This is a genomic window from Bacillus cereus group sp. TH152-1LC (assembly GCF_027710505.1).
GTDB classification, from domain to species: domain Bacteria; phylum Bacillota; class Bacilli; order Bacillales; family Bacillaceae_G; genus Bacillus_A; species Bacillus_A mobilis.
Genome location: NZ_JAQFNK010000003.1, coordinates 105,508 through 128,938 on the forward strand (window position 1 = coordinate 105,508; position 23,431 = coordinate 128,938).

Genomic DNA, 23,431 nt, shown 5'->3' on the forward strand with positions numbered 1-23,431 from the left:
TTATTTTTCACTTTTCAAATCCACACAATTGTCATAAAAGCTAAAATTGTAATTAACCCAATTAACAGACCAGAATAAAGAAAGAAACTTGCCGCTTCATGGCCTTTATGACTCATATGCATAAAATAATACAATTGAAAAATTACTTGTACCACTGCTAATAGTAATATAAATGGTACTGAGAAAGTCGGACTAAAAGTTTTCGGATATGCTACTGCTGCGAATGCAACTAATGTTAAAAAAATCATTAATGCAAACGTAATAACTTGATGTTTCATTTCCTCCGCACTTTTTCTCTTCCGATAAACAAGATCAACTTTAGGATTATTCGTTTGCTTTATCGCCATTGTTTATCCCACCATTCCCATTAAATATACTACAGTGAAAATAAACACCCAAACTACGTCAATAAAGTGCCAATAAATCGATGCAACATAAAACTTAGGCGCATTGTATAAATTTAGCCCTCTCTTCGCATTTCTAAAGATTAATGTTAAAATCCAACACAATCCAAACAATACGTGGAGTCCATGCGTACCAACAAGAGCATAAAACGCGGAACCAAACGCACTACTTCTCATAGTATGCTTAAATTCATGCGTATAATGATAAAACTCATATATCTCAAACCCTAAAAATCCTAAACCGAGCAACACTGTTACTAGTAGCCAAAGTTGCATTTTCTTAAAGTTAAAGTTTTTCATATGATACATCGCATATACGCTCGTTAAGCTACTCGTTAATAAAAGCATCGTCATAATGAAAACGAGTGGCATTTGGAACATCTCTTGAGATGTTGGTCCACCATTTGTAGAATTCTTTAACGCTAAATATGTGCCAAACAAGGAAGCGAACAATACTGTTTCGCCTCCAAGAAATAACCAAAAACCGACAAACTTATTTTTTCCCTCAAGGGTTGCTTTTTCAGGCTCTGCTGGAAATGTTTCATTCGTTAATTTTTCATCTACATGCATTATGCCTTGCCCCCCTTATCTTCTAAATCTTCCTTATGAATATGATATCCATGATCATCGATTACTGAACGTAGGAACATCGTTCCAAAGGTAATGATTAAACCAATAATTGCTACTAATAACCAAAACTTATCTTTTCCGCCCTGCATATACATTGCACCGAATGCCGCTATAAACAATCCTAAAGAAATAATAAATGGTGAAAACGATGGATTTGGCATATGAATATCACCAACTGGTTCCGCCGCTGTCATCTCTTTATTCCCTTCACGTTTTTCAATCCAAAACGGATCTAATCCGCGAACAAATGGCAATTGTTTAAAGTTATATTCCGGTGTAGGTGCTGGCATTGTCCATTCTAATGTACGTGCATCCCATGGATCACGACCAGCTTTTTCTTTTGATACTGTTGTTTTAATTACATTGAATAGAAGAACAATCGTTCCAAGAGCCATAAACACCGCTCCAATAGAACTGATCATATTCCCCATTTCCAATCCTTGCCCTTCAAGATATGTGTAGTAACGACGTGGCATACCAATTAACCCTAGGAAATGCTGAATAAAGAACGTTAAATGGAAACCGATAAAGAATAGCCAAAACGTTATCTTCCCTAACGTTTCATTCAACACTTTATTAAACATCAGTGGCCAATAATAATGAGCCCCTGCAAGTAAACCAAATACAACACCACCAACGATTACATAATGAAAGTGTGCTACTACGAAATAGTTATCATGAAATTGATAATCAGCTGGTGCAGATGCTAGCATAACACCTGTAACTCCACCCATTACGAATGATGGAATGAAAGCTACTGCCCACATCATCGGTGTCGTAAAACGAATACTTCCGCCCCACATTGTAAAGAGCCAGTTGAATATTTTGATACCGGTCGGAACCGCGATCGCCATTGTTGCAACTGAGAAAATAGCATTTGCAACTGGACCAAGCCCAACAGTAAACATATGATGCGCCCATACCATAAATCCTAAAAATCCAATTAATACTGTCGCAAACACCATCGATGAATAACCAAATAATCGCTTTTTCGAAAATGTCGCGAAGATTTCTGAGAATATTCCGAAAGCTGGGAGTATAAGAATGTATACTTCTGGATGACCGAAAATCCAGAATAAATGCTCCCATATAATTGTATTCCCGCCCAATGCTGGATTAAAGAAACTTGTTCCAAATAAACGATCTAACATTAAAAGTCCTAATCCTACAGTTAACGGCGGAAAAGCGAATAATATTAGCGAAGATGTTACAAATGTCGTCCATGTAAACATCGGCATGCGCATATACGTCATTCCTGGCGCACGCATATTAATAATGGTTACAAGGAAGTTAATACCTCCAATTAATGTACCAATACCGGAGATTTGCAATCCGAGTACATAAAAATCAACACCATGGCCTTTAGAGGCTAAAGCTAAAGATGCATAAGATGTCCATCCTGCATCAGGTGCTCCACCTAAAAACCAACTTAAATTTAAAAATACTCCACCAAAGAAAAATAACCAAAATCCGAGTGAATTCAAAAACGGGAACGCTACATCGCGTGCACCAATTTGAAGTGGTACAGCGGCGTTCATAAATGCAAACACGAGTGGCATAGCTGCGAGGAAAATCATTGTTGTACCGTGCATCGTTAATACTTGATTATAAGCATCCCCAACAAGAAAAGCGTTGTTAGGAATCGCTAATTGAAGGCGAATAAATAGAGCTTCTATTCCGCCTATTACAAAAAACAATCCACCTGCAATTAAATAGAGAATGGCAATCTTTTTATGGTCTACTGTCGTTAAATAATCCCATATGACAGCACCCATCCCCTGTTTTTTTGCTACAGAACTCACGTTTTCAACCTCCCCTTCGCGAATAATCCCTCTTTACTTTTCAACTTTTAACGTTTGTAAGTATGCATTTAATGCATCAATTTGATCATCCGTTAAGTTGCCATATTTACCAGTCATTTTATTTCCTGGTTTCATATTTTCAGGATCTTTCAGCCATTTTTTTAAGTTTTCTTCATTGTTTTCGGCAATACCGGCAACCATATCGCGATCCGCAAAGTTTGCTAAGTTTGGTGCGATACGAGCGGAAGGTGGTCTACTATCATTAGATCCAACTGCGTGACAACCAATACAGCTTTTATTAAATATTTCTTGGCCCTCTTGCGCCTTTGTTGAAGCTACTTCTTTCTTCCCATCAATCTTCTTCATATCAGCAAGCCATTTTTTGTACTCGCTTTCATCTAAAGCTTTCACTTTGAATTGCATTAAAGAATGTGATGGGCCGCAAAATTCTGTACAAAAACCATTATAAGTGCCCGATTTATCTGCCTTTAACCACATTTTGTTCACATTATCTGTATTTGTATCCATTTTCCCAGCTAAAGATGGAACCCAAAACGAATGTTTAATATCGGCACCCTTCAAATTCAAATACACTTTCTTACCTGTGGGGATGACTAAATCTTGAGAAGTTACTATTTTTTCTGATTTATAAGAAAATTCCCACCAATAAAGATTCGCTGTTACATCAACAACGATAGTATCTTTATCAATATTCTTTTTCTCCATCGCACTTACATCAGCAAGTTTGAATGTATATGTAACCGTTGGAACAGCTAAGATTAACAAAAGAATAATCGGAATAACTGTCCATATAATTTCTAGTTTGTGATTCCCTTCAACTTGCTCCGGAATATAATCTTCCTGACCCTTCTTTTGTCGGAAACGCACAATTACATATAAGAAAATAATAGTAACTACTAGTACTACTCCTACCATAATCGCAGTTGCTAGTAAGAGCAAATCATATTGCATTTTCGCTACTTCTCCTTGCGGAATTAAAGTAGATTGAAAGGCTTTACCGCATCCCCCTAACAGTAAAGCCAGCAGTGAAACGAACGAAAGCAGTCGCCACTGTTTCTTCATACAAACAACCCCCACTTTCCTTGTGAATTAGATTGTACTTTATAGTTAAGTAAAGTAAATCTCAACGTAAAGAAATCCAATTATGTCGTTGTCTTAGAAGAATGTAACTACAATCATTGATACAAATAAGATTGTTAAATAATTTAGGGAATAAACAAACATTTGTACGGACCATTTGATGTCATCTTTCTTACGGAAGCCATAAAATCCTAAAACGATCCATCCGATGTTTAACAATGTTGCAATTACCATAAATGTTATCCCTAGACCACTCATATAAAATGGTAGTGGTAATAAACATACTGTCCAAATCATAATTTGGCGTTTCGTAATTTCAAATCCATGAACTACAGGAAGCATTGGAATTCCTGCATTTCGATATTCATCAACACGTTTCATTGCTAATGCAAGGAAATGTGGGATTTGCCAAATAAACATAATCAAAAATAGCATCCAAGCAATTGGATGGCCTAAAGATGGATCGATTGCTGCCCATCCAATTAAAGGTGGAACTGCACCAGAGATACTACCTACAACAGTATTTAGTGTATACTTTCTCTTTGTCCATAAACTATATAGAACAACATATGTGAAAGCACCAATAAAGCCCATTAATACTGCCATTGGTGTTGTTAATAATAAAAATACAAACCCAAGAAGTAATATAACTAATCCAAATGTAAGTGCAAATCCTGGTTTATACTTTCCAGTAACCGTTGGACGGGTCTTTGTTCTTTCCATTAATGGATCGATGTCTCGATCAATGTAGTTGTTTAAACAACATACCCCTGCCATAACTAATCCAGAACCAACGATTGTAAAAAATAACTTATCCAGATTGTCCATCACACTTAATCCATTAAAGTGTAATGCCAACCAAAATCCTGTAAATACAGTAAGTGTATTTGAGTTTACAATCCCCATTTTAACGAGCGCTTTTAAATCTTGTAACCGAGTTGTTTCCGGTACACTTGTAACAGCAGACTCATCATGCAGCTCACTTGTTGCATGGTTCATCACTTTAACCCCCTCTTAAAACTTTCATCTTTCTTTTTGCGCCTATTTCGAATGAAATATTTCGCTTCTATATAGCAATATTATTACAGTAGAAACATTGTTAACCCATTCTACTACTAATCTACGCCCATACTCCAATATATTAAATCATATTTCCCGAACATTTTGTGAAGAAAACATGAACTTTTTGTGTCGAACATAAAAAACTTAATTCTTACTTGTCCTTATCATAACATGATGTTACCTTCTATCATAAACTTTTTTGTCATATTTAACACGTATTCTCCCCATTTCTTTTCAAAATAGCCTATTTTCCCCCTAATTTTTTCCTTATACATCCTATTTCTACACCCATTTTCTCTCCCCTGTCTTCCCCCGCCATTTCTTTGCTATTTTATTATTTTTTATATATCATAGGAACTAGCGCGTTTTATTCTATACATAATGGAATGAAAATATTTCGCAATAACTTCATAGCAGAAAGATGGTGAAAGAGATTGCAACGCTTTATTAAATGGTTAGCAGTCATTACGAGTCTTGATTTATTAATAGTTTTACTAGGAGGCGCCTTAGTTACAAAAACGGGTTCTGGCCAAGGCTGCGGTAAATCATGGCCACTTTGTAACGGTGAATTTGTTCCATCTAATTTATCAATGGAAACTATTATTGAACTGAGTCACCGCCTTACATCAGGATCCGCAGGAATTCTTGTCACTCTCCTTTGTATTTTGTCCTGGAAATATTATAAACATGTGCGCGAAACAAAAACGTTAGCAATTTTATCCTTCGTATTTTTAGTTGCACAAGCATTAATGGGGGCTGCAGCAGTTGTTTGGGGACAAATGCCAGCTGTACTTGCTATCCATTTCGGTATTTCCTTAATTTCATTTGCTTCTGTTATTTTATTAACGTGTCTTATCTTTGAAATTGACCAAAAATTTGATGCACGTTCACTTATTATGGACAAAAAAATGAAATTTCATATTTATGGTGTAACAATTTACTGTTATCTCGTTGTCTATACAGGAGCTTTAGTACGTCACGAACGAGCTAGCTTAGCCTGTCCAGACTTCCCTTTATGTAGCAAAAATAGACCTATGCCAACTCAACTCCATGAATGGGTTCAAATGGGACATAGAGTTGCAGCGATGTTAATTTTCGCTTGGATACTATACGCGATGATTCTCGCTATTCGCCATTACAAACAGCAGCCTGTCGTATACTGGGGATGGATCATTTCATTTATCCTTGTTACACTTCAAGCTATCGTAGGAATTTTAGTGGTATTTACAAATGCTAGTTTAGCAATGGCATTATTACATTCACTATTCATTTCTTGCTTGTTTGCTGTACTATGCTATTTAGTTATGTTAGGTACAAGAAGTAAAGCGAATGCAAAAGAAGCTGAATCAACTTCTAAACAAACAAAATAAATTCAAATTAAAATACCTTGCCTAATTGGCAAGGTATTTTTTGCAATAAAGAAAAAGAGCTGCATGTACACAGCTCTTTTTCTATTTTAGTGATCTAATTCAATGAGTAAGTCACCCGTTTGAATCGCATCTCCATCGTTAACATATACTTTTTTCACTTTACCATTGAACGGCGCTTGAACTGTCGTTTCCATTTTCATCGCTTCTGTAATTGCCATAGAATCGCCTTTTTTCACTTCATCGCCTTCTTTTACAACTACTTTAATTACCGTTCCTGGCATTGTTGCACTAATGTGGTTTGGATTTTCACGGTTTCCTTTCACACGTTGTGCCACTGTTGCTTTCACACTTTCGTCTTTCACAACAATCTCACGTGGTTGTCCGTTAAACTCCAAGTAAAGAACACGATTTCCATCTGGCTGAGGCTCTCCGATTGATACTAGTTTAACCATCAATGTTTTACCTTGTTCGATTTCCACATTGATTTCTTCACCAAGTCTCATACCATAGAAGAATGTCGGTGTATCAAGTACTGATACACTTCCATAAAGCTCAGCAACTTTTTCGTAATCCATAAATACTTTTGGATATAATGCATATGCAACGACATCAAAAATCGTCACTTCGCGTCCAAGTTTATGGAATAGCTCTTCTTTTAACGCGTCGAAATCTACTGGCTCTAATAATTCACCCGGTCTTACTGTTAATGGCTCTTTCCCTTTTAAAATAATTTCTTGTAATTGTTTCGGGAAACCACCGTATGGTTGTCCTAAATCTCCTGAGAACATTTCAACAACAGATCCTGGGAAATCCATAGAGTGCCCGCGCTCTAAAACATCTTGTTCTGTTAAGTGATTTTGAACCATAAATAATGCCATATCACCGACAACTTTAGATGATGGCGTTACTTTAACAATATCGCCAAACATGTCATTCACACGGCGGTACATTACTTTCACTTCATCGAAGCGATCTCCTAAGCCAACCGCTTTCGCTTGTTGTTGTAGATTACTATACTGCCCGCCTGGCATTTCGTGCATATATACCTCTGTATGGGGTGCATTCATACCACTTTCAAACGGTGCGTAGTATTTACGTACATCTTCCCAGTAATGAGATAATTTTTCTAATGAATCTATATTAACGTCTGGCTGTCTTTCGTTTCCACCTAATGCATAGTATAGCGTGTTCGCACTTGGTTGTGACGTTTGACCAGCCATAGAACTTACTGCTACATCGACAATGTCAACACCTGCTTCAATTGCCTTCGTATACGTTAATATACCATTTCCACTCGTATCGTGTGTATGCAGGTGAATCGGAATCGATACCGTCTCTTTTAATGCAGAAACTAAATCATATGCCGCATTAGGTTTTAATAAGCCCGCCATATCTTTAATTCCTAATATATGCGCTCCTGATGCTTCTAACTCTTTTGCTAAGTTTTTATAGTAATTTAAATCATATTTACTACGTAACGGATCATGAATATCTCCTGTATAGCACATTGTTGCTTCTGCAATTTTGCCAGTATCTCGCACAGCATCAATCGCAACTCTCATACCTTCTACCCAGTTTAAGCTATCAAAAATACGGAACACATCAATTCCAGCTTGAGCAGAACATTCCACAAATTTTTGAATTAAATTATCTGGATAGTTTTTGTAACCAACTGCGTTTGAAGAACGAAGTAACATTTGGAATAAAACGTTTGGCATTTTTTCACGAAGATCTAGTAATCGTTCCCATGGATCTTCCTTTAAGAAACGATATGCAACATCAAACGTTGCACCGCCCCACATTTCCGCTGAGAATAGGTTCGGTAACATTCTCGCTGTCGGCTCTGCAATTTGATGTAAATCTTTTGTACGAATACGCGTCGCAAGTAATGACTGATGCGCATCACGGAATGTTGTATCTGTTAAAAGTACACGGTTTTGATCTTGTACCCACTTTACTAATCCCTCTGCTCCACGCTCATCCAAAATTTGTTTCGTTCCATTTTGGATTGGCTCAGAATGTAATACATCCGGTATACGAGCATCCGGGAAGATTGGTTTCTCTTTTTTCCCTACTCCTGGGAAGCCATTTACTGTTACTGTCCCAATGTAATTTAACATTTTCGTTCCACGGTCTTTACGTTTAGGGAACAAGAATAGTTCAGGTGACGCATCAATAAATGAAGTGTCATATTCTCCTGATAAGAAGTTCTTATGTTTTACTACATTCTCTAGGAATGGAATATTTGTTTTAATACCACGAATACGGAATTCTTTTAAGTTACGTTCCATTTTCGCAGCAGCTTGTTCAAAAGTAAGTGCCCATGTTGTAACTTTTACAAGTAAAGAATCATAGTACGGTGTAATAACAGCACCTTGGAAACTATTACCTGTATCAAGACGAACACCGAAACCACCACCTGATCGGTATGCCATAATTTTCCCTGTATCCGGCATGAAATTATTTAATGGGTCTTCAGTCGTTACACGAGATTGTATTGCAAATCCATGTACAACTACTTCCGCTTGCTTCGGAACACCTACCATTTTACTATGTAATGCATGTCCATCAGCTATTAAAATTTGCGATTGAACGATATCCACTCCTGTAATCATTTCTGTAATCGTATGTTCAACTTGAACACGTGGATTTACTTCTATGAAGTAAAACTCATCACCTTTTACAAGAAATTCTACTGTTCCTGCGTTTAAATAATTTACATTTTTCGTTAACTTAACAGCAGCATCACAAATACGCTGACGCAAATCATCTGAAAGTGACACACTAGGTGCAATCTCTACAACTTTTTGATGACGACGTTGTACAGAACAGTCTCGCTCATATAAATGAACAACATTGCCCTCTTCATCTGCTAAAATTTGAACTTCTATATGTTTAGGTTTTTCAACGAATTTTTCTACGTATACTTCATCATTACCAAAGGCTGCTTTTGCTTCTGACTTCGCTCGATTATACGACTCTCTTAATTCTTCACTAGTACGTACAATACGCATACCACGACCGCCACCGCCAAGGGAAGCTTTAATAATAATCGGGTAATCATACTTTTCAGCAAATTCTTTGACTTCTTCTATTGAATTTACTGGTCCATCACTACCAGGAATAACGGGAATTTGTGCTAGCTGCGCTTGTGTTCTTGCTTTCACTTTATCTCCAAACATATCTAAATGCTTACTCTTTGGACCGATAAAGATAATTCCTTCTTCTTCACAACGTTTTGCGAATTGAATATTTTCTGACAAGAAACCATATCCAGGGTGGATTGCATCTACATGATTACTTTTCGCAATCTCAATAATGCCCTCAATATCTAGATAAGCATCAATTGGCTTTTTCCCTTCCCCAACTAAATAGGACTCATCGGCTTTATAACGATGATAAGAACCACTATCCTCTTTAGAATAGATTGCAACTGTTTTTAATCCAAGTTCCGAACAAGCTCGAAACACACGAATTGCAATCTCTCCACGGTTAGCTACCAATACTTTTTGAATACGTTGCAGCTTTGTCATGATTTTCCCCCTCTACTTTCCTACCACTCTAGAGATAAAATATATACACACCATAAAGAGCGTGAAGTTCTTCACTTTCTACATTATATTATACTTAGAAAGCTTCACTTTATTTTTATCCATCATACCTTATTTTTTAACAAATGATAAGTTTTCTGATCAATTTGTTTCACAAAAATAGTATAGCATACCTCTTCCTTTTCTAACAACTTAATTGTATATCACATTAGTTTAAATGTGATATATTTTTTATTGTAAACACTAATTAATGTATCATATTTAATATTTTTAAAAAATAAAAAACACATCGTGCTCTAAAGCACAACGTGTTTTTTATTTTACAACAACAAGACGTGGTCCATCTTGTTCTATTTCTTTCATTTCCTCATTTTGCTGTTTCTCTTGTCGTTTTACATGACTAGCAATATTTAATAATATACCCATCGAGATTAGATTAGCCAATAAAGAACTACCACCATAACTAATAAACGGTAAAGGTACTCCTGTAAGCGGTATTAATCCAGACATACCACCAACATTAACAAAAGTTTGTATCCCAATTAAACTTGCAATTCCGATTGCAACTAAACTTCCAAATGGATCTTTACATTTTTGTGCCACTCTAAACGAACGAATAATAATAAGTAATAAACAGATTAAAATGATAGCTACTCCTATAAACCCGAGTTCTTCAGATATAATCGCCATAATAAAATCTGTTTGCGGCTCTGGTAAGTAGCCATACTTTTGTATACTGTTTCCTAATCCTCTACCATTTAACCCACCTGAAGCAATTCCAATAAAAGAATTAACTAATTGAAATCCATCATTTTGAGGATCACTAAACGGATCAAGAAAAACTGAAAATCGAGCTTTTTGGTATTTACTTAATTTATAGTTTCCGATAAAATACAATGCTGGAATCCACACGACAGATGTTAATAAAAATCTTTTTATCCACAAATTTACATTAACTCCTGAACAGAAGAACATAATTAGCACTGTTCCACCTATTAATATGTCAGTTCCCAAGTCATTTTGTAATAAAATTAATACCATCGATCCACCAACAACAAATAGAGGAGGTATTATTCCTTGGAAAAAAGGTGTTTGCCTCTCTTGTTTCTTAGCAAAAAAGGTTGCTAGCGTAATAATAACCGTTATTTTTACAAACTCAGCCGGTTGTATACCTAATATCCATCCTTTTGCACCATTGATTTCTTTACCGAAAAGGAATGCTGCTGTTAGTAAGGCAAGACTCCCGAACCCGATTGCTGCTAGAACTATTTGTTCTCTCCAAAATTTATAAGGGATTATAACGACAATCACTAGTATTACCGTTCCAATAGCAAGAGCAATTAATTGTTTTTTAAAAAAGTGATCTGCTGGCCAGTTATATTTCGACGAAATCGCGACAATGGAACTAGAACTATATACCATTATAACTCCCAAAACACATAAGATAACAAGAGGAAGTAATAATGAATAATCCATTGATTTCCATACTCTTTTCATTTCATTTCCTCTTTCTGTTTCAATTTAATTATTGTTGTATTCCATATGTACATTGATTCTTCCTGCTTTATTATACAAATAAAAAGCCCAAACTATTTCAGTTTGAGCCCCCCTATTTGAACCCGTTATTGTTGTTTGTTTGTAAATGCTTCATGAAGTGCAGATAACTCACGTTCAAGCTCTCCTAACATTGCTTTCCCTTGTTCTTCTGCAATAAGACCAAGGCGAACTGCAAAATCGACCTCGCGGGATAGTCCAAACATTTGTGTGTCTAACACTTCTTCATATAATGGACATTGCGGCATTGTAAGATTGTCCATTTGCACCTTAATAAGTCTTAAAATCTTCTCCGCATCCGCTTGTAGAAGGGCTAGTGCCTTTTCCTGATGATTTGATACTGTCTCAGACGCCAAATTGATTCCCTCCGTTTCCGTCCTACTCTCTCCTATCTATTAATATTAGCGATAGTTTTAGTAAATTGCAATAGAAACATTTTTTGTGACAACCGTGTCTAATGCTATTATACTGAAAAGTGGGAGTATAACACAAATGGGGGAACAACAATGAGCGAAATTTTATTTATTAATGGAAAAGTTCGTTTTCCAATCACTATCGATCCAACTGTTTGGATCTTTGATGATCGAAAAGTAGATTTGACAACTTACTTTGATGAAACAAGAGAAAACACATCAGAACTAGAAGCTTATTTGAAAAACACTTCAGAACATTGGGATCGTGAAATCCGTGATGGTGCTGCGTTTCCACCGATACAACAAAGTGTAAAAAAATATAAAAAAGAACAGCTAATTACAGGAACGTTCGGTATACCATTTCATCCATTTCTTGCAAACGCCGAAATTTCAGATGACGCTACGCAAGTCGAAATTGAAACAGTAGATCAAACAATAATACTTCCATTAGAAACTGTAGAAAATGCTATTCTTGGTTTTTCAAAAGAAGGAAAACCATTAAAAGAGGATGGACCTGTTCATCTATATTACAATGATGGATCTAATAGACAAAATCCAATCCGTAACATCCGTAAATTTACAATTATTTAAAATGTATACTTGGAAGAAAAAGGAGTGAGCCTCAGCTCACTCCTTTTATAATAAATCTGCTGCTAGTTGAGCTAAATTCGATCGCTCCCCTTTAACAAACTTTACATGACCACTAATACGTTGCTCTTTAAACTTCTCTACGACATATGTTAAGCCGTTATTATATTCATCCAAATACGGATGGTCAATTTGCTGAGGATCTCCCATTAATACGATTTTACTTTTTTCTCCTACTCTTGTTAGTATCGTTTTCACTTCATGCTTCGTTAAATTTTGTGCTTCGTCAATTATAATGAACTGATCCGGAATACTTCTCCCACGTATATAGGTGAGAGCTTCTACTTCAATCGAACCCATTCCAGCTAAAATAGCATCTAACTCTCCTGGCTTTTTCGTATTAAATAAATACTCTAGATTATCAAAAATCGGTTGCATCCACGGTCTTAACTTTTCTTCTTTTTCTCCTGGTAAATAACCGATATCTTTTCCGACTGGAACAATTGGCCTTGCAACGAGTAGTTTTTTATATAGTCCTAAATCTTCAGTTTGCATGAGCCCCGAAGCTAAAGCTAGTAATGTTTTTCCTGTACCAGCTTTCCCTGTTAACGTTACTAGCGGAATATCTTCACGAAGCAACAATTCTAATCCCATAATTTGCTGCACATTCCGTGGTCGTATCCCCCATACTTGTTCATTGTGAAAAATAAGTTTCTTTACCTTCTTACCTAAGTGATCCACAATACCAAGTGCTGAACTGGATCCGCCTAATGCATCTTTCATTACTACAAATTGATTTGGATAAAATGGATGATTTGCAATTTCGGATAAAGGCAATTCACCTTTTTCATAAAAGTAATCCAATTGCTCTTTTGATATATACCCTTCTAAAAATCCTGAATATATATTATCTACTTCAATTACACGATCACTTAAATAATCTTCCGCCTTCAAACCAATTGCATCAGCTTTTACCCTTACAAGCACGTCTTTACTTACTAAAATAACAGACTTCCCGTCCTCTTTTTCTTGCTCTTCTAAAGATAGATTTTTTGCTACAGCTAAAATTCGATTATCATTTGTTTTTTCTACAAAAATATCTTGTAGTTGAACAAATGAACGATGATTTAACTCAATACGAAATGTACCGCCGTTTTCTAGCGAAATACTTTCATGCAGCTTTCCTATTTCACGAAATTTGTCTATTAACTTAGACACATAACGAGCGTTTCGTCCTACTTCATCCATATAACGTTTTTTCGAATCAACCTCTTCTAATACAACTGCTGGAATCACTACTTCATTGGTTTCAAATGAAAAAATAGATAAAGGATCCTGCAAAAGTACATTCGTATCTAACACATAAATTTTATCCAACCTGTTACCCCCTGACTCCACTTTTAAATTTGTAGAACAAGGGTTTCATCCATAAAATATGGACGAACCATTGTTATAATTATATGTACCGTATAAACGAGGTAGAATCGAAATCCATAGCCATTAAACCTTTTATTTATTTTTTATTCATTTCTATTCAATATATTACTTTTAATTATAATTATTAACATAAAATCACAATAACTGATTACAAAAGTTAATAACTGAATTTCTTATTTATCACATTTTTAATTCTTTTATTCCTACTAACACTTGGTTATCCAACTTCTTCGCTGCGCGAATATCATATGTTTTTTCATACGTTGGTTCAGTTGCAAGTTTCGCTCCATAAAACATAACATCACGCACTTCTTGTACATTTACTTCTATTACAGTTAATTTTAGAGGAATGCCTTCCATTCTATCAGTCAAAATTTCACCTGCACCACTTATGGAAAATACGGATTCATTCGCCATTATAGTCAATACCACCCCAGTACTATGCCGTATATTTTCCACAATACGCGAACGCTGATCTACTGCAAATCGAATACTAGTTTCACTCACTGCATACACCCAAGAAATAGCACTTACGTTAGGAACTTGTTTTTCGAAGTCTGTTGTTGCTATCATAACAATACATTCTTTACGTAACGTTTGTACTAAATCATCTGTTAATGTAGGCTCTACTACATTCGCCATATTTCCACCTCCAAATATACTTAATATATCCTTATCATAACTTATTTTTCGAATTGCGAAAATATTATTTTTTCCCACTATTATTCAAAAACATTATACTTCCATGATATACTTATACTGATAGAATTCGTATTGAGGTGACGAAATGAGAGTCAAATGTATGATTTGTGATAAAAAAGATATGTTAGATGATGAAAATCCTATGGCAAAAAAACTGCGTAACCGCCCTATTCATACATATATGTGCATGGAATGTTCGGAACGAATTGCAGAACGTACGATGGAACGTCATGCAAGTGGTAATTTCCGATTATATCGTGATAAAAAAGTCGAAGACGATTGGTAAAATATAAATAAGTCCTTAATCATATAGATAAGGACTTATTTATATTTTTCAGGTTCACGATTCATTTGATCCAAAAAGCAATCAATAGCTTCTAATGGAAACCTGGCAGATTTTTTTTCTCCATTCATTTCATATGTAATTAAATACATTTCTTCGTTCTTTTTAACTTCCACATCCGTTAATTTATGTTCTTCATATATCATATTTTGAAATAACAAATACGTTTCTTTTGCAGCACGATCATCTGGACGTGCTTCGGCAACTGTTTTAATTGTTAACCAATTATATAGTGCATCTTGTACTGAACGCATAAAAATCCGCCCCCTTACCCTGCTTTTTGTTGTCTTGCTTGACGTAAACGCAACCTATAAATCCCAAGTACAATCGCCGCTACAACAAGCCCCTCTCCAACAGGTAAAAAAACTGCAAAGAAAGTTAAAACTGTACACCCAATCGCTAACGATATATATATCACTATATTTTTTATTATTGATAGTTTTCTTGCAAAACCTAAATTATACACAAGTGCGCTTAATATAATAATGGTGCCATATAGTAACCACATCCCTAGTTCTGGATTTTCATCAACTTTACATAATTTCGCAAAAAACGACATTCTTTCTAACATCATTCATCCCCCTTTCTCACAAAAAACAAATTTTATTTATGTACTTAATACAAGAGTAACCTGCAAAAAAAATACTGTCCACAAAAAAAGAGTAAATATTCCAAAAATAAATAAAATAAAAAAACAGCTACCCCTCAAAGGTAGCTGTTCTATTATTTTACGCTTCTACAGATTTCTTTTTCTTAGCAGCTCTTTCACGCTCACTCTTATCAAGAATCTTTTTACGTAAACGAATTGATTCTGGAGTTACTTCACAGAACTCATCATCGTTTAAGTACTCTAATGACTCTTCTAAAGTCATTAAGCGTGGTTTTTTCATTGTTGAAGTTTGATCTTTCGTTGCAGAACGAATGTTAGTTTGTTGTTTCATTTTCACAACGTTAACTGTTAAGTCGTTCTCACGAGTGTGTTCTCCGACAATCATACCAGCATATACTTCTGTACCTGGTTCAACGAAGATTACACCACGGTCTTCAACTTGCATAATACCGTATTGTGATGCTTTTCCTGTTTCAAGTGAAACTAGAACACCTTGGCGACGTCCACCAACTTGTCCAGCGTGTACTGGTTGGTAGCAATCGAATGTATGGTTTAAAATACCGTAACCACGAGTTAATGTTAAGAATTCTGTTGTGTAACCAATTAAACCACGTGCTGGAACCATGAAAGTAAGGCGAACTTGACCGTTTCCGTTATTCACCATATCTAACATTTCACCTTTACGTGCACCCATAGATTCCATAATAGAACCAGTGTATTCTTCAGGTACATCGATTTGCACGCGCTCTACAGGCTCACATCTTACGCCATCAACTTCTTTAATAATTACTTCAGGCTTAGATACTTGTAGCTCATAACCTTCACGACGCATGTTTTCAATTAGGATAGATAAATGTAATTCCCCACGTCCAGATACGATCCACGCATCAGGAGAATCTGTATTATCTACACGTAAACTTACATCTGTTTCTAATTGTGAACGAAGACGCTCTTCAATTTTACGAGATGTAATGAATTTACCTTCACGACCTGCAAATGGGCTGTTATTTACAAGGAATGTCATTTGTAGTGTTGGCTCATCGATACGTAATAATGGTAAAGCCTCTTCATGCTCAACCGGACATACTGTTTCACCTACGTTAATGTCTTCCATACCTGAAACAGCTACTAAATCTCCAGCTTTTGCTTCTTCAATTTCTTGACGTTTTAATCCAATGTAACCAAATAATTTCGTTACACGGAATTGTTTTACAGTTCCGTCAACTTTCATTAATGCAACTTGTTGTCCTACTTTCATTGTACCACGGAATACGCGTCCAACCCCGATACGACCAACATAGTCATTGTAATCAAGAAGTGCTACTTGGAATTGAAGTGGCTCTTCGCTGTTATCAACTGGTGCTGGAATATGTTCAATAATTGTGTCAAACAATGATTTCATATTTTCTTCTTGATTTGCTGGGTTTGAATCTAAGCTTGCTGTTCCGTTCATTGCTGATGCAAATACAACTGGGAACTCTAATTGATCTTCGTTTGCACCAAGTTCGATGAATAAGTCAACTACTTCATCAACTACTTCATCAGGGCGAGCGAAGTCACGGTCAATTTTGTTTACAACAACGATTGGAGTTAAGTTTTGCTCAAGAGCTTTCTTTAAAACAAATCGTGTTTGTGGCATACAACCTTCATATGCATCAACAACAAGTAGAACACCATCAACCATTTTCATGATACGTTCTACTTCTCCACCGAAGTCAGCGTGACCAGGTGTATCTAAAATGTTAATTCTTTTATCTTCATAGTGAATCGCAGTATTCTTAGCTAAAATTGTAATACCACGTTCTCTTTCTAGATCGTTTGAGTCCATTGCGCGTTCTTCAATATGTTCATTCGCACGGAACGTCCCCGCTTGACGTAATAACTGGTCAACAAGTGTTGTTTTACCATGGTCAACGTGGGCAATAATTGCTATATTTCGTAAATCTTGTCGTTTTTTCAACATGTCCAACTCCTAATGTCTTTTTAATCCTTCTCTATTATAAGAGCGAAGGGGGTACAATGGCAATCAAAATAAAATCTAGAATGAAAATATAGTTGTATTCTTACTTTTGTGAAAGTAAAATGAGATTGGAGGGTGAAGAAATGGAACACATTCAATATCGCTTTTTATTAACTGCAATTATCGGTGTTATTTTCTTAATCGGTATCGGCATTATGGTTGCTGAAAATAGCCCCATCGGTGTTATTATTTGCATTATCGGCACATTTGTTACAGTTGGATACGGTTTTGTAACAAAAAGAAAAATGCGTAAATCGCAATAACGTCAAAAAGTAAGAAGCGTGTATATAGCCTCTTACTTTTTTTGTTATTCCGCTATAAATCGTAACACTTCTTCATACACCCCTGGTTTTGCAACTAATACGCTGCTCTTCTCTACGATCGAAAGCTGGGCTCCAGAAAATGTTGTAACCTTTCCTCCAACTTCCTCTACAATTATCTGTCCCCCACCAAAATCCCATGGTGATAGTCTTGGCGTTACATATGCATCTATTCTTCCTGTTGCAACATATACCATCTCTAACGCTGCACAGCCATATGATCTCGTGCCTCTTGCTCGCTTAACAAGTGCCATCATACTTTCCTTATTCAGCAATGGATTATCGGTAAGCCATATCGCATTTAAAGCTACAACACCTTGCTCTACAGTCCCTTTTTCCAATAAAGGTATTGGTACTTCATTACAAAACGCTCCAGCTCCCTTTACCGCATGGTATAATTCATCGTGAACTGGATCATAAATGAGTCCAACCTTTCCGATACCGTTCTCATAAATTCCAATTGAAATTGCGAAATTTCTTTTTTGGTGAACAAAGTTCATCGTGCCATCAATTGGATCAATTAACCAAACAACCCCATCAGAAGAAGTTACCTCATCTCCATAACCTTCTTCTCCTAAAATATTATGATTCGGGAATGTTTCTTTAATTTTCCCAATTAAAAACTGTTCTATTTCTCGGTCCATATTTGTTACTAAATCAGCTGCATTGGATTTCGTTTCTATAATAAGTGCTTTTTCCATTGATGCGATTAAAAACTCTCCTGCATCTAGAATCCACTGTTTGGCGTGTGCATCGATGTCTTTCCATACTTCTTGCATGTTTAAACACTCCGATCTATACTGTTCACAGAAAAAACGAACCCCTTTATAAGGTTCGCACCAACTAATTTTTTATACATATACTATTATTACGCTTCTAAACGAATCATTTCAAGTCTTAACACTTCTAACTTTTGTACACACTCTTCTTTTTTCAGTTTATCATTTTCCATCATCGCATCATATAAAGTTGCTAATTCATAATCTAGCTCCAAACGTAGCACCGGTATTCTCTTTTCAGCATCTGTTCTCTTTAACGCATTAATCACCTGTCTCATATTATTTGCCTCCTCCCAATATTCGTCTGCCCTCGGACTAGAATTAATTAAATTTTCTGATTTTTTGTTTTATACTATACTATGTTGGATAAATCATCTATGCAACAAAATTATATTTTTTTATTTAAATTTTTTTGTGCTGTTTTTTTTATGAATAGTACAAGCTATGCTAAAATAAAAGCAAAATAGGAGTTGGAGGAACAATCATGACACTACAAACATTCAAGTCAACTGATTTTGAGGTATTTACAGTTGATGGTCTCGAAGAACGAATGAGTGCAATTAAAACGAACATTCATCCTAAACTGGAAGCTTTAGGGGAACAGTTTGCAACGTATTTATCCAAACAAACTGATGAGAACTTTTTTTATCATGTAGCAAAACATGCACGTCGCAAAGTCAATCCACCAAACGATACTTGGGTTGCTTTTTCAACAAATAAACGCGGATATAAAATGCTACCACATTTCCAAATTGGATTATGGGGTACTCATGCCTTCATATACTTTGGTTTAATCTATGAGTGTCCACAAAAAGTGGAGACGGCTCACGCCTTCTTAGAACATTTAAATGATTTAAAAACAAATATTCCAAATGACTTCGTTTGGTCCATTGACCATACTAAACCAAGTGTAAAATTACATAGAACACTTGAAACAGAAGACTTACAAAAGATGATTGAACGTCTAGCTACTGTGAAAAAAGCAGAATTATTAGTTGGTATTCATATATCACCAGAGGAGTTTTCAGCAATGACCAACGAACAATTCCTTGCTAAGATTGAATCTACGATGCAATCACTCCTTCCTTTATATGCACTTTGTAATCGATAGTAGAAAACGGACAATTTATATTGTCCGTTTTTAGTTGTTATCACATTATATCACTTCAGTTTTCATTTTTCAAAATATTTTTTACATTTTCACAAGCTTTTGTTCTTCAGTTTCTTTTGCCCTTTGAATCGCACGATATATAGAATATCCACTTACTTCTTGAAACTCTTTATCAATTTTCTTCTCTTCTGCTTTAGATGGAACAATCTCTTTAAAACGACGATATAATCCCATTAATTCTTCTCTTATAATTCCTTTTTCGTATACTTTCTCAATTGCTTCATAAAACTTCACAATTGCAATCATTTCCTCATTTGACCAATCATAATCTAACGGATATTGATATTCCATTTTGCACCTCATTTATCATTTCTTCTTATTTCAGTACGCTATCTTAAAGAGATTTTCTTCTTCACTATAGCCACTTTGCATTATACACTATTTATTCATTGTGATGGAATTGTCTTCCTCTATAAGTTAATTGGAAGTAACTATTTAACATACTCACTGTAAAAATATTTTTTTCTATACATCTATAATTATTGGTGATATAATGCTTTTGTTTTATAGAAAATAAAGTGAACCTACCATCTCAAAAACAATTTTGTGATCGGCAGAAAAACAAGTCTTATTCTAAAAAACACTTAACTTTTTTAGAACAGATTATATAAAACAAACTCTAATAAATATTAAGAAAAAGAAGGGGTGTATAGATTGTCCCAATACGAAACACCATTGTTTACCGCTTTAGTTGAGCACAGTAAGCGAAATCCAATCCAATTCCATATTCCTGGTCATAAAAAAGGACAGGGCATGGATCCTACATTTCGCGAATTTATTGGGCATAACGCATTAGCAATTGATTTAATTAATATTGCGCCGCTCGATGATTTACATCATCCAAAAGGTATGATTAAAGAAGCACAAGATTTAGCAGCCTCTGCATTCGGTGCAGATCATACTTTCTTTTCTATTCAAGGTACAAGTGGCGCAATAATGACAATGGTGATGAGCGTTTGCGGTCCTGGTGACAAAATCCTAGTACCACGAAACGTGCATAAATCAGTAATGTCAGCTATTATTTTCTCAGGTGCAAAACCGATTTTCATGCATCCTGAAATCGATCCAAAACTTGGTATTTCACATGGAATTACAATTCAATCTGTCAAAAAGGCACTTGAAGAGCACTCTGATGCGAAAGGCTTACTTGTTATTAATCCAACATACTTTGGATTTGCTGCAGACTTAGAACAGATTGTACAATTAGCACATTCTTACGATATCCCTGTACTCGTTGATGAGGCCCATGGTGTTCATATTCATTTTCACGATGAATTGCCGATGTCAGCCATGCAAGCTGGAGCAGATATGGCAGCAACAAGTGTTCACAAACTAGGTGGATCTTTAACGCAAAGTTCCATTCTTAATGTGAAGGAAGGCCTTGTGAACGTAAAACATGTTCAATCTATTATTAGCATGCTTACGACTACATCAACTTCTTACATCTTGTTAGCGTCCCTAGATGCTGCTAGAAAACGTCTTGCTACAGAAGGAACAGCACTCATAGAACAAACAATACAATTAGCGGAACAAGTTCGTGATGCTATAAATGCTATTGAGCATCTTTACTGTCCTGGGAAAGAAATGCTAGGTACAGACGCTACTTTTAACTATGATCCTACAAAGATAATTGTATCTGTAAAAGATTTAGGTATTACAGGCCATCAGGCTGAAGTATGGCTTAGAGAGCAATATAACATTGAAGTAGAACTCTCAGATTTATACAACATACTATGTCTTGTCACTTTCGGAGATACAGAAAGTGAGACAAATACACTTATTGCAGCATTACAAGATTTAGCAGCGACATTTAGAAATCAAGCCGATAAAGGTGTTCAAATACAAGTAGAAATTCCAGAAATACCAGTGCTAGCACTTTCTCCTCGAGATGCTTTTTATTCGGAAACAGAAGTCATTCCATTTGAAAATGCTGCAGGTCGTATTATAGCTGATTTCGTTATGGTTTATCCGCCAGGGATTCCAATCTTTACTCCGGGGGAAATTATTACACAAGATAACTTAGAGTATATTCGTAAAAACTTAGAAGCGGGTTTACCTGTACAAGGCCCTGAAGATATGACATTACAAACATTACGTGTGATTAAAGAGTACAAGCCTATCAGTTGATAGGCTTTTCTTTCACCCTTTTCCTCTTTTCTCATACGATATGAAGTAATGTAACGTATAGGTGGGGATACTATTATGATTGTAATAGGCCGTTCTATTGTACATCCTTATATCACAAATGAATATGAGCCATTTGCAGCTGAGAAACAACAAATCTTATCGATAATGGCAGGAAATCAAGAAATTTATTCCTTCCGAACATCTGATGAACTCAGCTTTGATCTAAATTTGCGAGTTAATATTATTACTTCCGCATTAGAACTTTTTCAAAGTGGATTTCAGTTTCGCACATTTCAACAGTCCTTTTGCAACCCCCAGTATTGGAAAAGAACGTCTCTTGGGGGATTCGAGCTCCTTCCAAACATACCCCCTTCCATTGCCATACAAGATATTTTCAAAAACGGAAAACTATATGGAACTGAATGTGCTACCGCTATGATTATTATTTTTTACAAAGCTTTACTATCCTTGTATGAGGAAGACACTTTCAACCGTCTCTTTGCAAACCTTTTACTTTATACGTGGGACTACGATCAAGATTTAAAGCTCATAACAAAAACGGGTGGCGATCTTGTTCCCGGTGACCTCGTTTATTTTAAAAATCCACAAGTGAATCCAGCTACAATCGAGTGGCAAGGAGAAAATACAATCTATCTAGGAAATTTCTTTTTTTACGGACATGGCGTAGGTGTAAAAACCAAAGAGGAAATTATATACTCATTAAATGAACGACGGGTCCCTTACGCTTTTATTTCGGCTTTCTTGACCGATACTATTACCCGTATTGATAGCCGTCTCATGAGCCACTACGCTTCTCCTAGCGTTCCACAGACATCGATAGGATTTATTCCGATTAGAGATGATGCAATCGTTGCAACAGTTGGCCATACAACTACAATTTATTAAAAAAACGCCTACATATACATATGTAGGCGTTTTTTCTTATTTAAGCTTTTGTATGTTCTTTATGGTCACATTCGCAATGAGATCCACATTTCCCGTATAGTACTGTTGATTTTTCATCTTCAAAATGTCCAATTGTTCCTTCACATACTTGGCATACGATTGTTCCCATTTTTTAATTCCCCCTGAATTTTAATAATCATCTACTTATTTATAATTAAGCTTTCGCCTTGTCTTTATTAGCACAGTCACAATTTGTTCCACATTTTCCGTAAAGTACTGTCGTTTTTTCATCTTCAAAATGTCCGATTGTTCCTTCACATACTTGGCATACGATTGTTCCCATTTTTCATTTCCCCCTAAGTTTATGGTCCTAAAAACTTTTAGCTGTCCATTTCCTATCAATTATTGGGCTTTTGTATGCTCTGTGTGCTCACATCCGCAAGATCCACATTTCCCGTAAAGTACCGTTACTTTCTCATCCTCGAAGTGTGCAATTGTACCTTCACAATCTTGACATACGATCGTTCCCATTTTTCATTTC

Annotated in this window: 26 protein-coding genes; 7 read left to right on the top strand and 19 right to left on the bottom strand. The window is 35.8% G+C overall.

The genetic code is table 11. The features are described from left to right. Nucleotides 1-14: 14 nt before the first annotated feature. The 5 genes from ctaF to ctaB form a co-directional block, all read right to left on the bottom strand. A complete protein-coding gene (gene ctaF, locus PDL00_RS10210; protein WP_000985699.1) occupies nt 15-347 on the bottom strand; it encodes a cytochrome c oxidase subunit IVB in 333 nt (110 codons plus the stop codon). Between the two features lie 3 nt (nt 348-350). Next, on the bottom strand, nt 351-974 hold the full coding sequence (gene ctaE, locus PDL00_RS10215) for a cytochrome c oxidase subunit III (protein ID WP_000557861.1): 624 nt from the start codon (nt 972-974) through the stop codon (nt 351-353). Continuing rightward, entirely contained in the window at nt 974-2,809 is a 1,836-nt protein-coding gene (gene ctaD / locus PDL00_RS10220) for a cytochrome c oxidase subunit I (RefSeq protein WP_170955056.1), read from the bottom strand. The genes ctaE and ctaD overlap by 1 nt, the downstream gene beginning before the upstream one ends. Nucleotides 2,810-2,869: 60 nt before the next feature. After that, complete coding sequence (gene coxB, locus PDL00_RS10225; protein ID WP_000745278.1) at nt 2,870-3,919, bottom strand: cytochrome c oxidase subunit II; 1,050 nt, start codon at nt 3,917-3,919, stop codon at nt 2,870-2,872. 93 nt (nt 3,920-4,012) lie between these two features. Then, nucleotides 4,013-4,936: a protoheme IX farnesyltransferase gene (gene ctaB / locus PDL00_RS10230; RefSeq protein WP_001015058.1), complete on the bottom strand. Its 924-nt coding sequence runs from the start codon at nt 4,934-4,936 to the stop codon at nt 4,013-4,015. A gap of 497 nt (nt 4,937-5,433) precedes the next feature. Between ctaB and ctaA the strand changes: the two genes are divergently transcribed. Next, the gene (ctaA, locus tag PDL00_RS10235; RefSeq protein WP_061678266.1) at nt 5,434-6,369 is read left to right on the top strand and encodes a heme A synthase; all 936 of its coding nucleotides are present in this window, start codon (nt 5,434-5,436) and stop codon (nt 6,367-6,369) included. Between the two features lie 86 nt (nt 6,370-6,455). Here the strand turns inward: ctaA and pyc are convergent, their stop codons facing one another. The 3 genes from pyc to PDL00_RS10250 all read right to left on the bottom strand — a co-directional run bounded on the left by pyc (nt 6,456) and on the right by PDL00_RS10250 (nt 11,830). Beyond that, nucleotides 6,456-9,902 (bottom strand): pyruvate carboxylase, encoded by a 3,447-nt coding sequence (gene pyc / locus PDL00_RS10240; protein WP_242256303.1) that lies wholly within the window; start codon nt 9,900-9,902, stop codon nt 6,456-6,458. Between the two features lie 333 nt (nt 9,903-10,235). Beyond that, entirely contained in the window at nt 10,236-11,417 is a 1,182-nt protein-coding gene (gene ftsW, locus PDL00_RS10245) for a putative lipid II flippase FtsW (protein WP_242256301.1), read from the bottom strand. Between the two features lie 125 nt (nt 11,418-11,542). Beyond that, nucleotides 11,543-11,830 (bottom strand): YlaN family protein, encoded by a 288-nt coding sequence (locus PDL00_RS10250; RefSeq protein ID WP_000135698.1) that lies wholly within the window; start codon nt 11,828-11,830, stop codon nt 11,543-11,545. A gap of 150 nt (nt 11,831-11,980) precedes the next feature. On the opposite strand from PDL00_RS10250, the gene PDL00_RS10255 reads away from it, so the two are divergent. After that, entirely contained in the window at nt 11,981-12,478 is a 498-nt protein-coding gene (locus PDL00_RS10255) for a peptidyl-prolyl cis-trans isomerase (protein ID WP_242240117.1), read from the top strand. Nucleotides 12,479-12,523: 45 nt separating this feature from the next. Here PDL00_RS10255 and PDL00_RS10260 read toward each other — a convergent pair whose 3' ends face one another. Further along, the gene (locus PDL00_RS10260; protein ID WP_151632771.1) at nt 12,524-13,852 is read right to left on the bottom strand and encodes a PhoH family protein; all 1,329 of its coding nucleotides are present in this window, start codon (nt 13,850-13,852) and stop codon (nt 12,524-12,526) included. 240 nt (nt 13,853-14,092) lie between these two features. Beyond that, nucleotides 14,093-14,554 (bottom strand): pyridoxamine 5'-phosphate oxidase family protein, encoded by a 462-nt coding sequence (locus tag PDL00_RS10265; protein WP_242256299.1) that lies wholly within the window; start codon nt 14,552-14,554, stop codon nt 14,093-14,095. Between the two features lie 145 nt (nt 14,555-14,699). On the opposite strand from PDL00_RS10265, the gene PDL00_RS10270 reads away from it, so the two are divergent. Then, the gene (locus PDL00_RS10270) at nt 14,700-14,900 is read left to right on the top strand and encodes a YlaI family protein (protein WP_001995040.1); all 201 of its coding nucleotides are present in this window, start codon (nt 14,700-14,702) and stop codon (nt 14,898-14,900) included. A gap of 35 nt (nt 14,901-14,935) precedes the next feature. On the opposite strand, the gene PDL00_RS10275 is transcribed toward PDL00_RS10270, so the two are convergent. From PDL00_RS10275 to typA, 3 genes are all read right to left on the bottom strand, one after another. Then, nucleotides 14,936-15,211: a hypothetical protein gene (locus PDL00_RS10275; protein ID WP_001258134.1), complete on the bottom strand. Its 276-nt coding sequence runs from the start codon at nt 15,209-15,211 to the stop codon at nt 14,936-14,938. 14 nt (nt 15,212-15,225) lie between these two features. After that, on the bottom strand, nt 15,226-15,528 hold the full coding sequence (locus PDL00_RS10280) for a YlaH-like family protein (RefSeq protein WP_000893660.1): 303 nt from the start codon (nt 15,526-15,528) through the stop codon (nt 15,226-15,228). A gap of 157 nt (nt 15,529-15,685) precedes the next feature. Further along, nucleotides 15,686-17,530: a translational GTPase TypA gene (gene typA / locus PDL00_RS10285; protein ID WP_000914755.1), complete on the bottom strand. Its 1,845-nt coding sequence runs from the start codon at nt 17,528-17,530 to the stop codon at nt 15,686-15,688. 140 nt (nt 17,531-17,670) lie between these two features. On the opposite strand from typA, the gene PDL00_RS10290 reads away from it, so the two are divergent. Next, nucleotides 17,671-17,850, top strand: a complete 180-nt coding sequence (locus tag PDL00_RS10290) for a DUF5325 family protein (RefSeq protein ID WP_000400130.1) — start codon at nt 17,671-17,673, stop codon at nt 17,848-17,850. A gap of 44 nt (nt 17,851-17,894) precedes the next feature. Here the strand turns inward: PDL00_RS10290 and PDL00_RS10295 are convergent, their stop codons facing one another. Together PDL00_RS10295 and PDL00_RS10300 are read right to left on the bottom strand one after the other, a co-directional pair. Then, entirely contained in the window at nt 17,895-18,686 is a 792-nt protein-coding gene (locus tag PDL00_RS10295) for an inositol monophosphatase family protein (protein ID WP_270728936.1), read from the bottom strand. An 89-nt stretch (nt 18,687-18,775) separates the two neighbouring features. Continuing rightward, entirely contained in the window at nt 18,776-18,964 is a 189-nt protein-coding gene (locus PDL00_RS10300) for a hypothetical protein (RefSeq protein ID WP_001250166.1), read from the bottom strand. 206 nt (nt 18,965-19,170) lie between these two features. Between PDL00_RS10300 and PDL00_RS10305 the strand changes: the two genes are divergently transcribed. Next, entirely contained in the window at nt 19,171-19,797 is a 627-nt protein-coding gene (locus tag PDL00_RS10305; RefSeq protein WP_000175088.1) for a YktB family protein, read from the top strand. Nucleotides 19,798-19,878: 81 nt separating this feature from the next. Here PDL00_RS10305 and PDL00_RS10310 read toward each other — a convergent pair whose 3' ends face one another. Further along, complete coding sequence (locus tag PDL00_RS10310; protein WP_242256295.1) at nt 19,879-20,148, bottom strand: UPF0223 family protein; 270 nt, start codon at nt 20,146-20,148, stop codon at nt 19,879-19,881. A gap of 363 nt (nt 20,149-20,511) precedes the next feature. Between PDL00_RS10310 and speA the strand changes: the two genes are divergently transcribed. Next, a complete protein-coding gene (speA, locus tag PDL00_RS10315) occupies nt 20,512-21,984 on the top strand; it encodes an arginine decarboxylase (RefSeq protein ID WP_242256293.1) in 1,473 nt (490 codons plus the stop codon). A gap of 75 nt (nt 21,985-22,059) precedes the next feature. Then, complete coding sequence (locus tag PDL00_RS10320) at nt 22,060-22,890, top strand: protein-glutamine gamma-glutamyltransferase (protein WP_242256290.1); 831 nt, start codon at nt 22,060-22,062, stop codon at nt 22,888-22,890. 40 nt (nt 22,891-22,930) lie between these two features. Here the strand turns inward: PDL00_RS10320 and PDL00_RS10325 are convergent, their stop codons facing one another. From PDL00_RS10325 to PDL00_RS10335, 3 genes are read right to left on the bottom strand one after another with little or no spacing between them, the layout of a single operon-like run. Further along, nucleotides 22,931-23,059, bottom strand: coding sequence for a GapA-binding peptide SR1P (locus tag PDL00_RS10325; protein ID WP_000536796.1), 129 nt, complete (start codon nt 23,057-23,059; stop codon nt 22,931-22,933). A 45-nt stretch (nt 23,060-23,104) separates the two neighbouring features. After that, entirely contained in the window at nt 23,105-23,233 is a 129-nt protein-coding gene (locus tag PDL00_RS10330) for a GapA-binding peptide SR1P (protein WP_000536800.1), read from the bottom strand. A 59-nt stretch (nt 23,234-23,292) separates the two neighbouring features. Continuing rightward, the gene (locus PDL00_RS10335) at nt 23,293-23,421 is read right to left on the bottom strand and encodes a GapA-binding peptide SR1P (protein WP_002111499.1); all 129 of its coding nucleotides are present in this window, start codon (nt 23,419-23,421) and stop codon (nt 23,293-23,295) included. Nucleotides 23,422-23,431 lie beyond the last annotated feature (10 nt).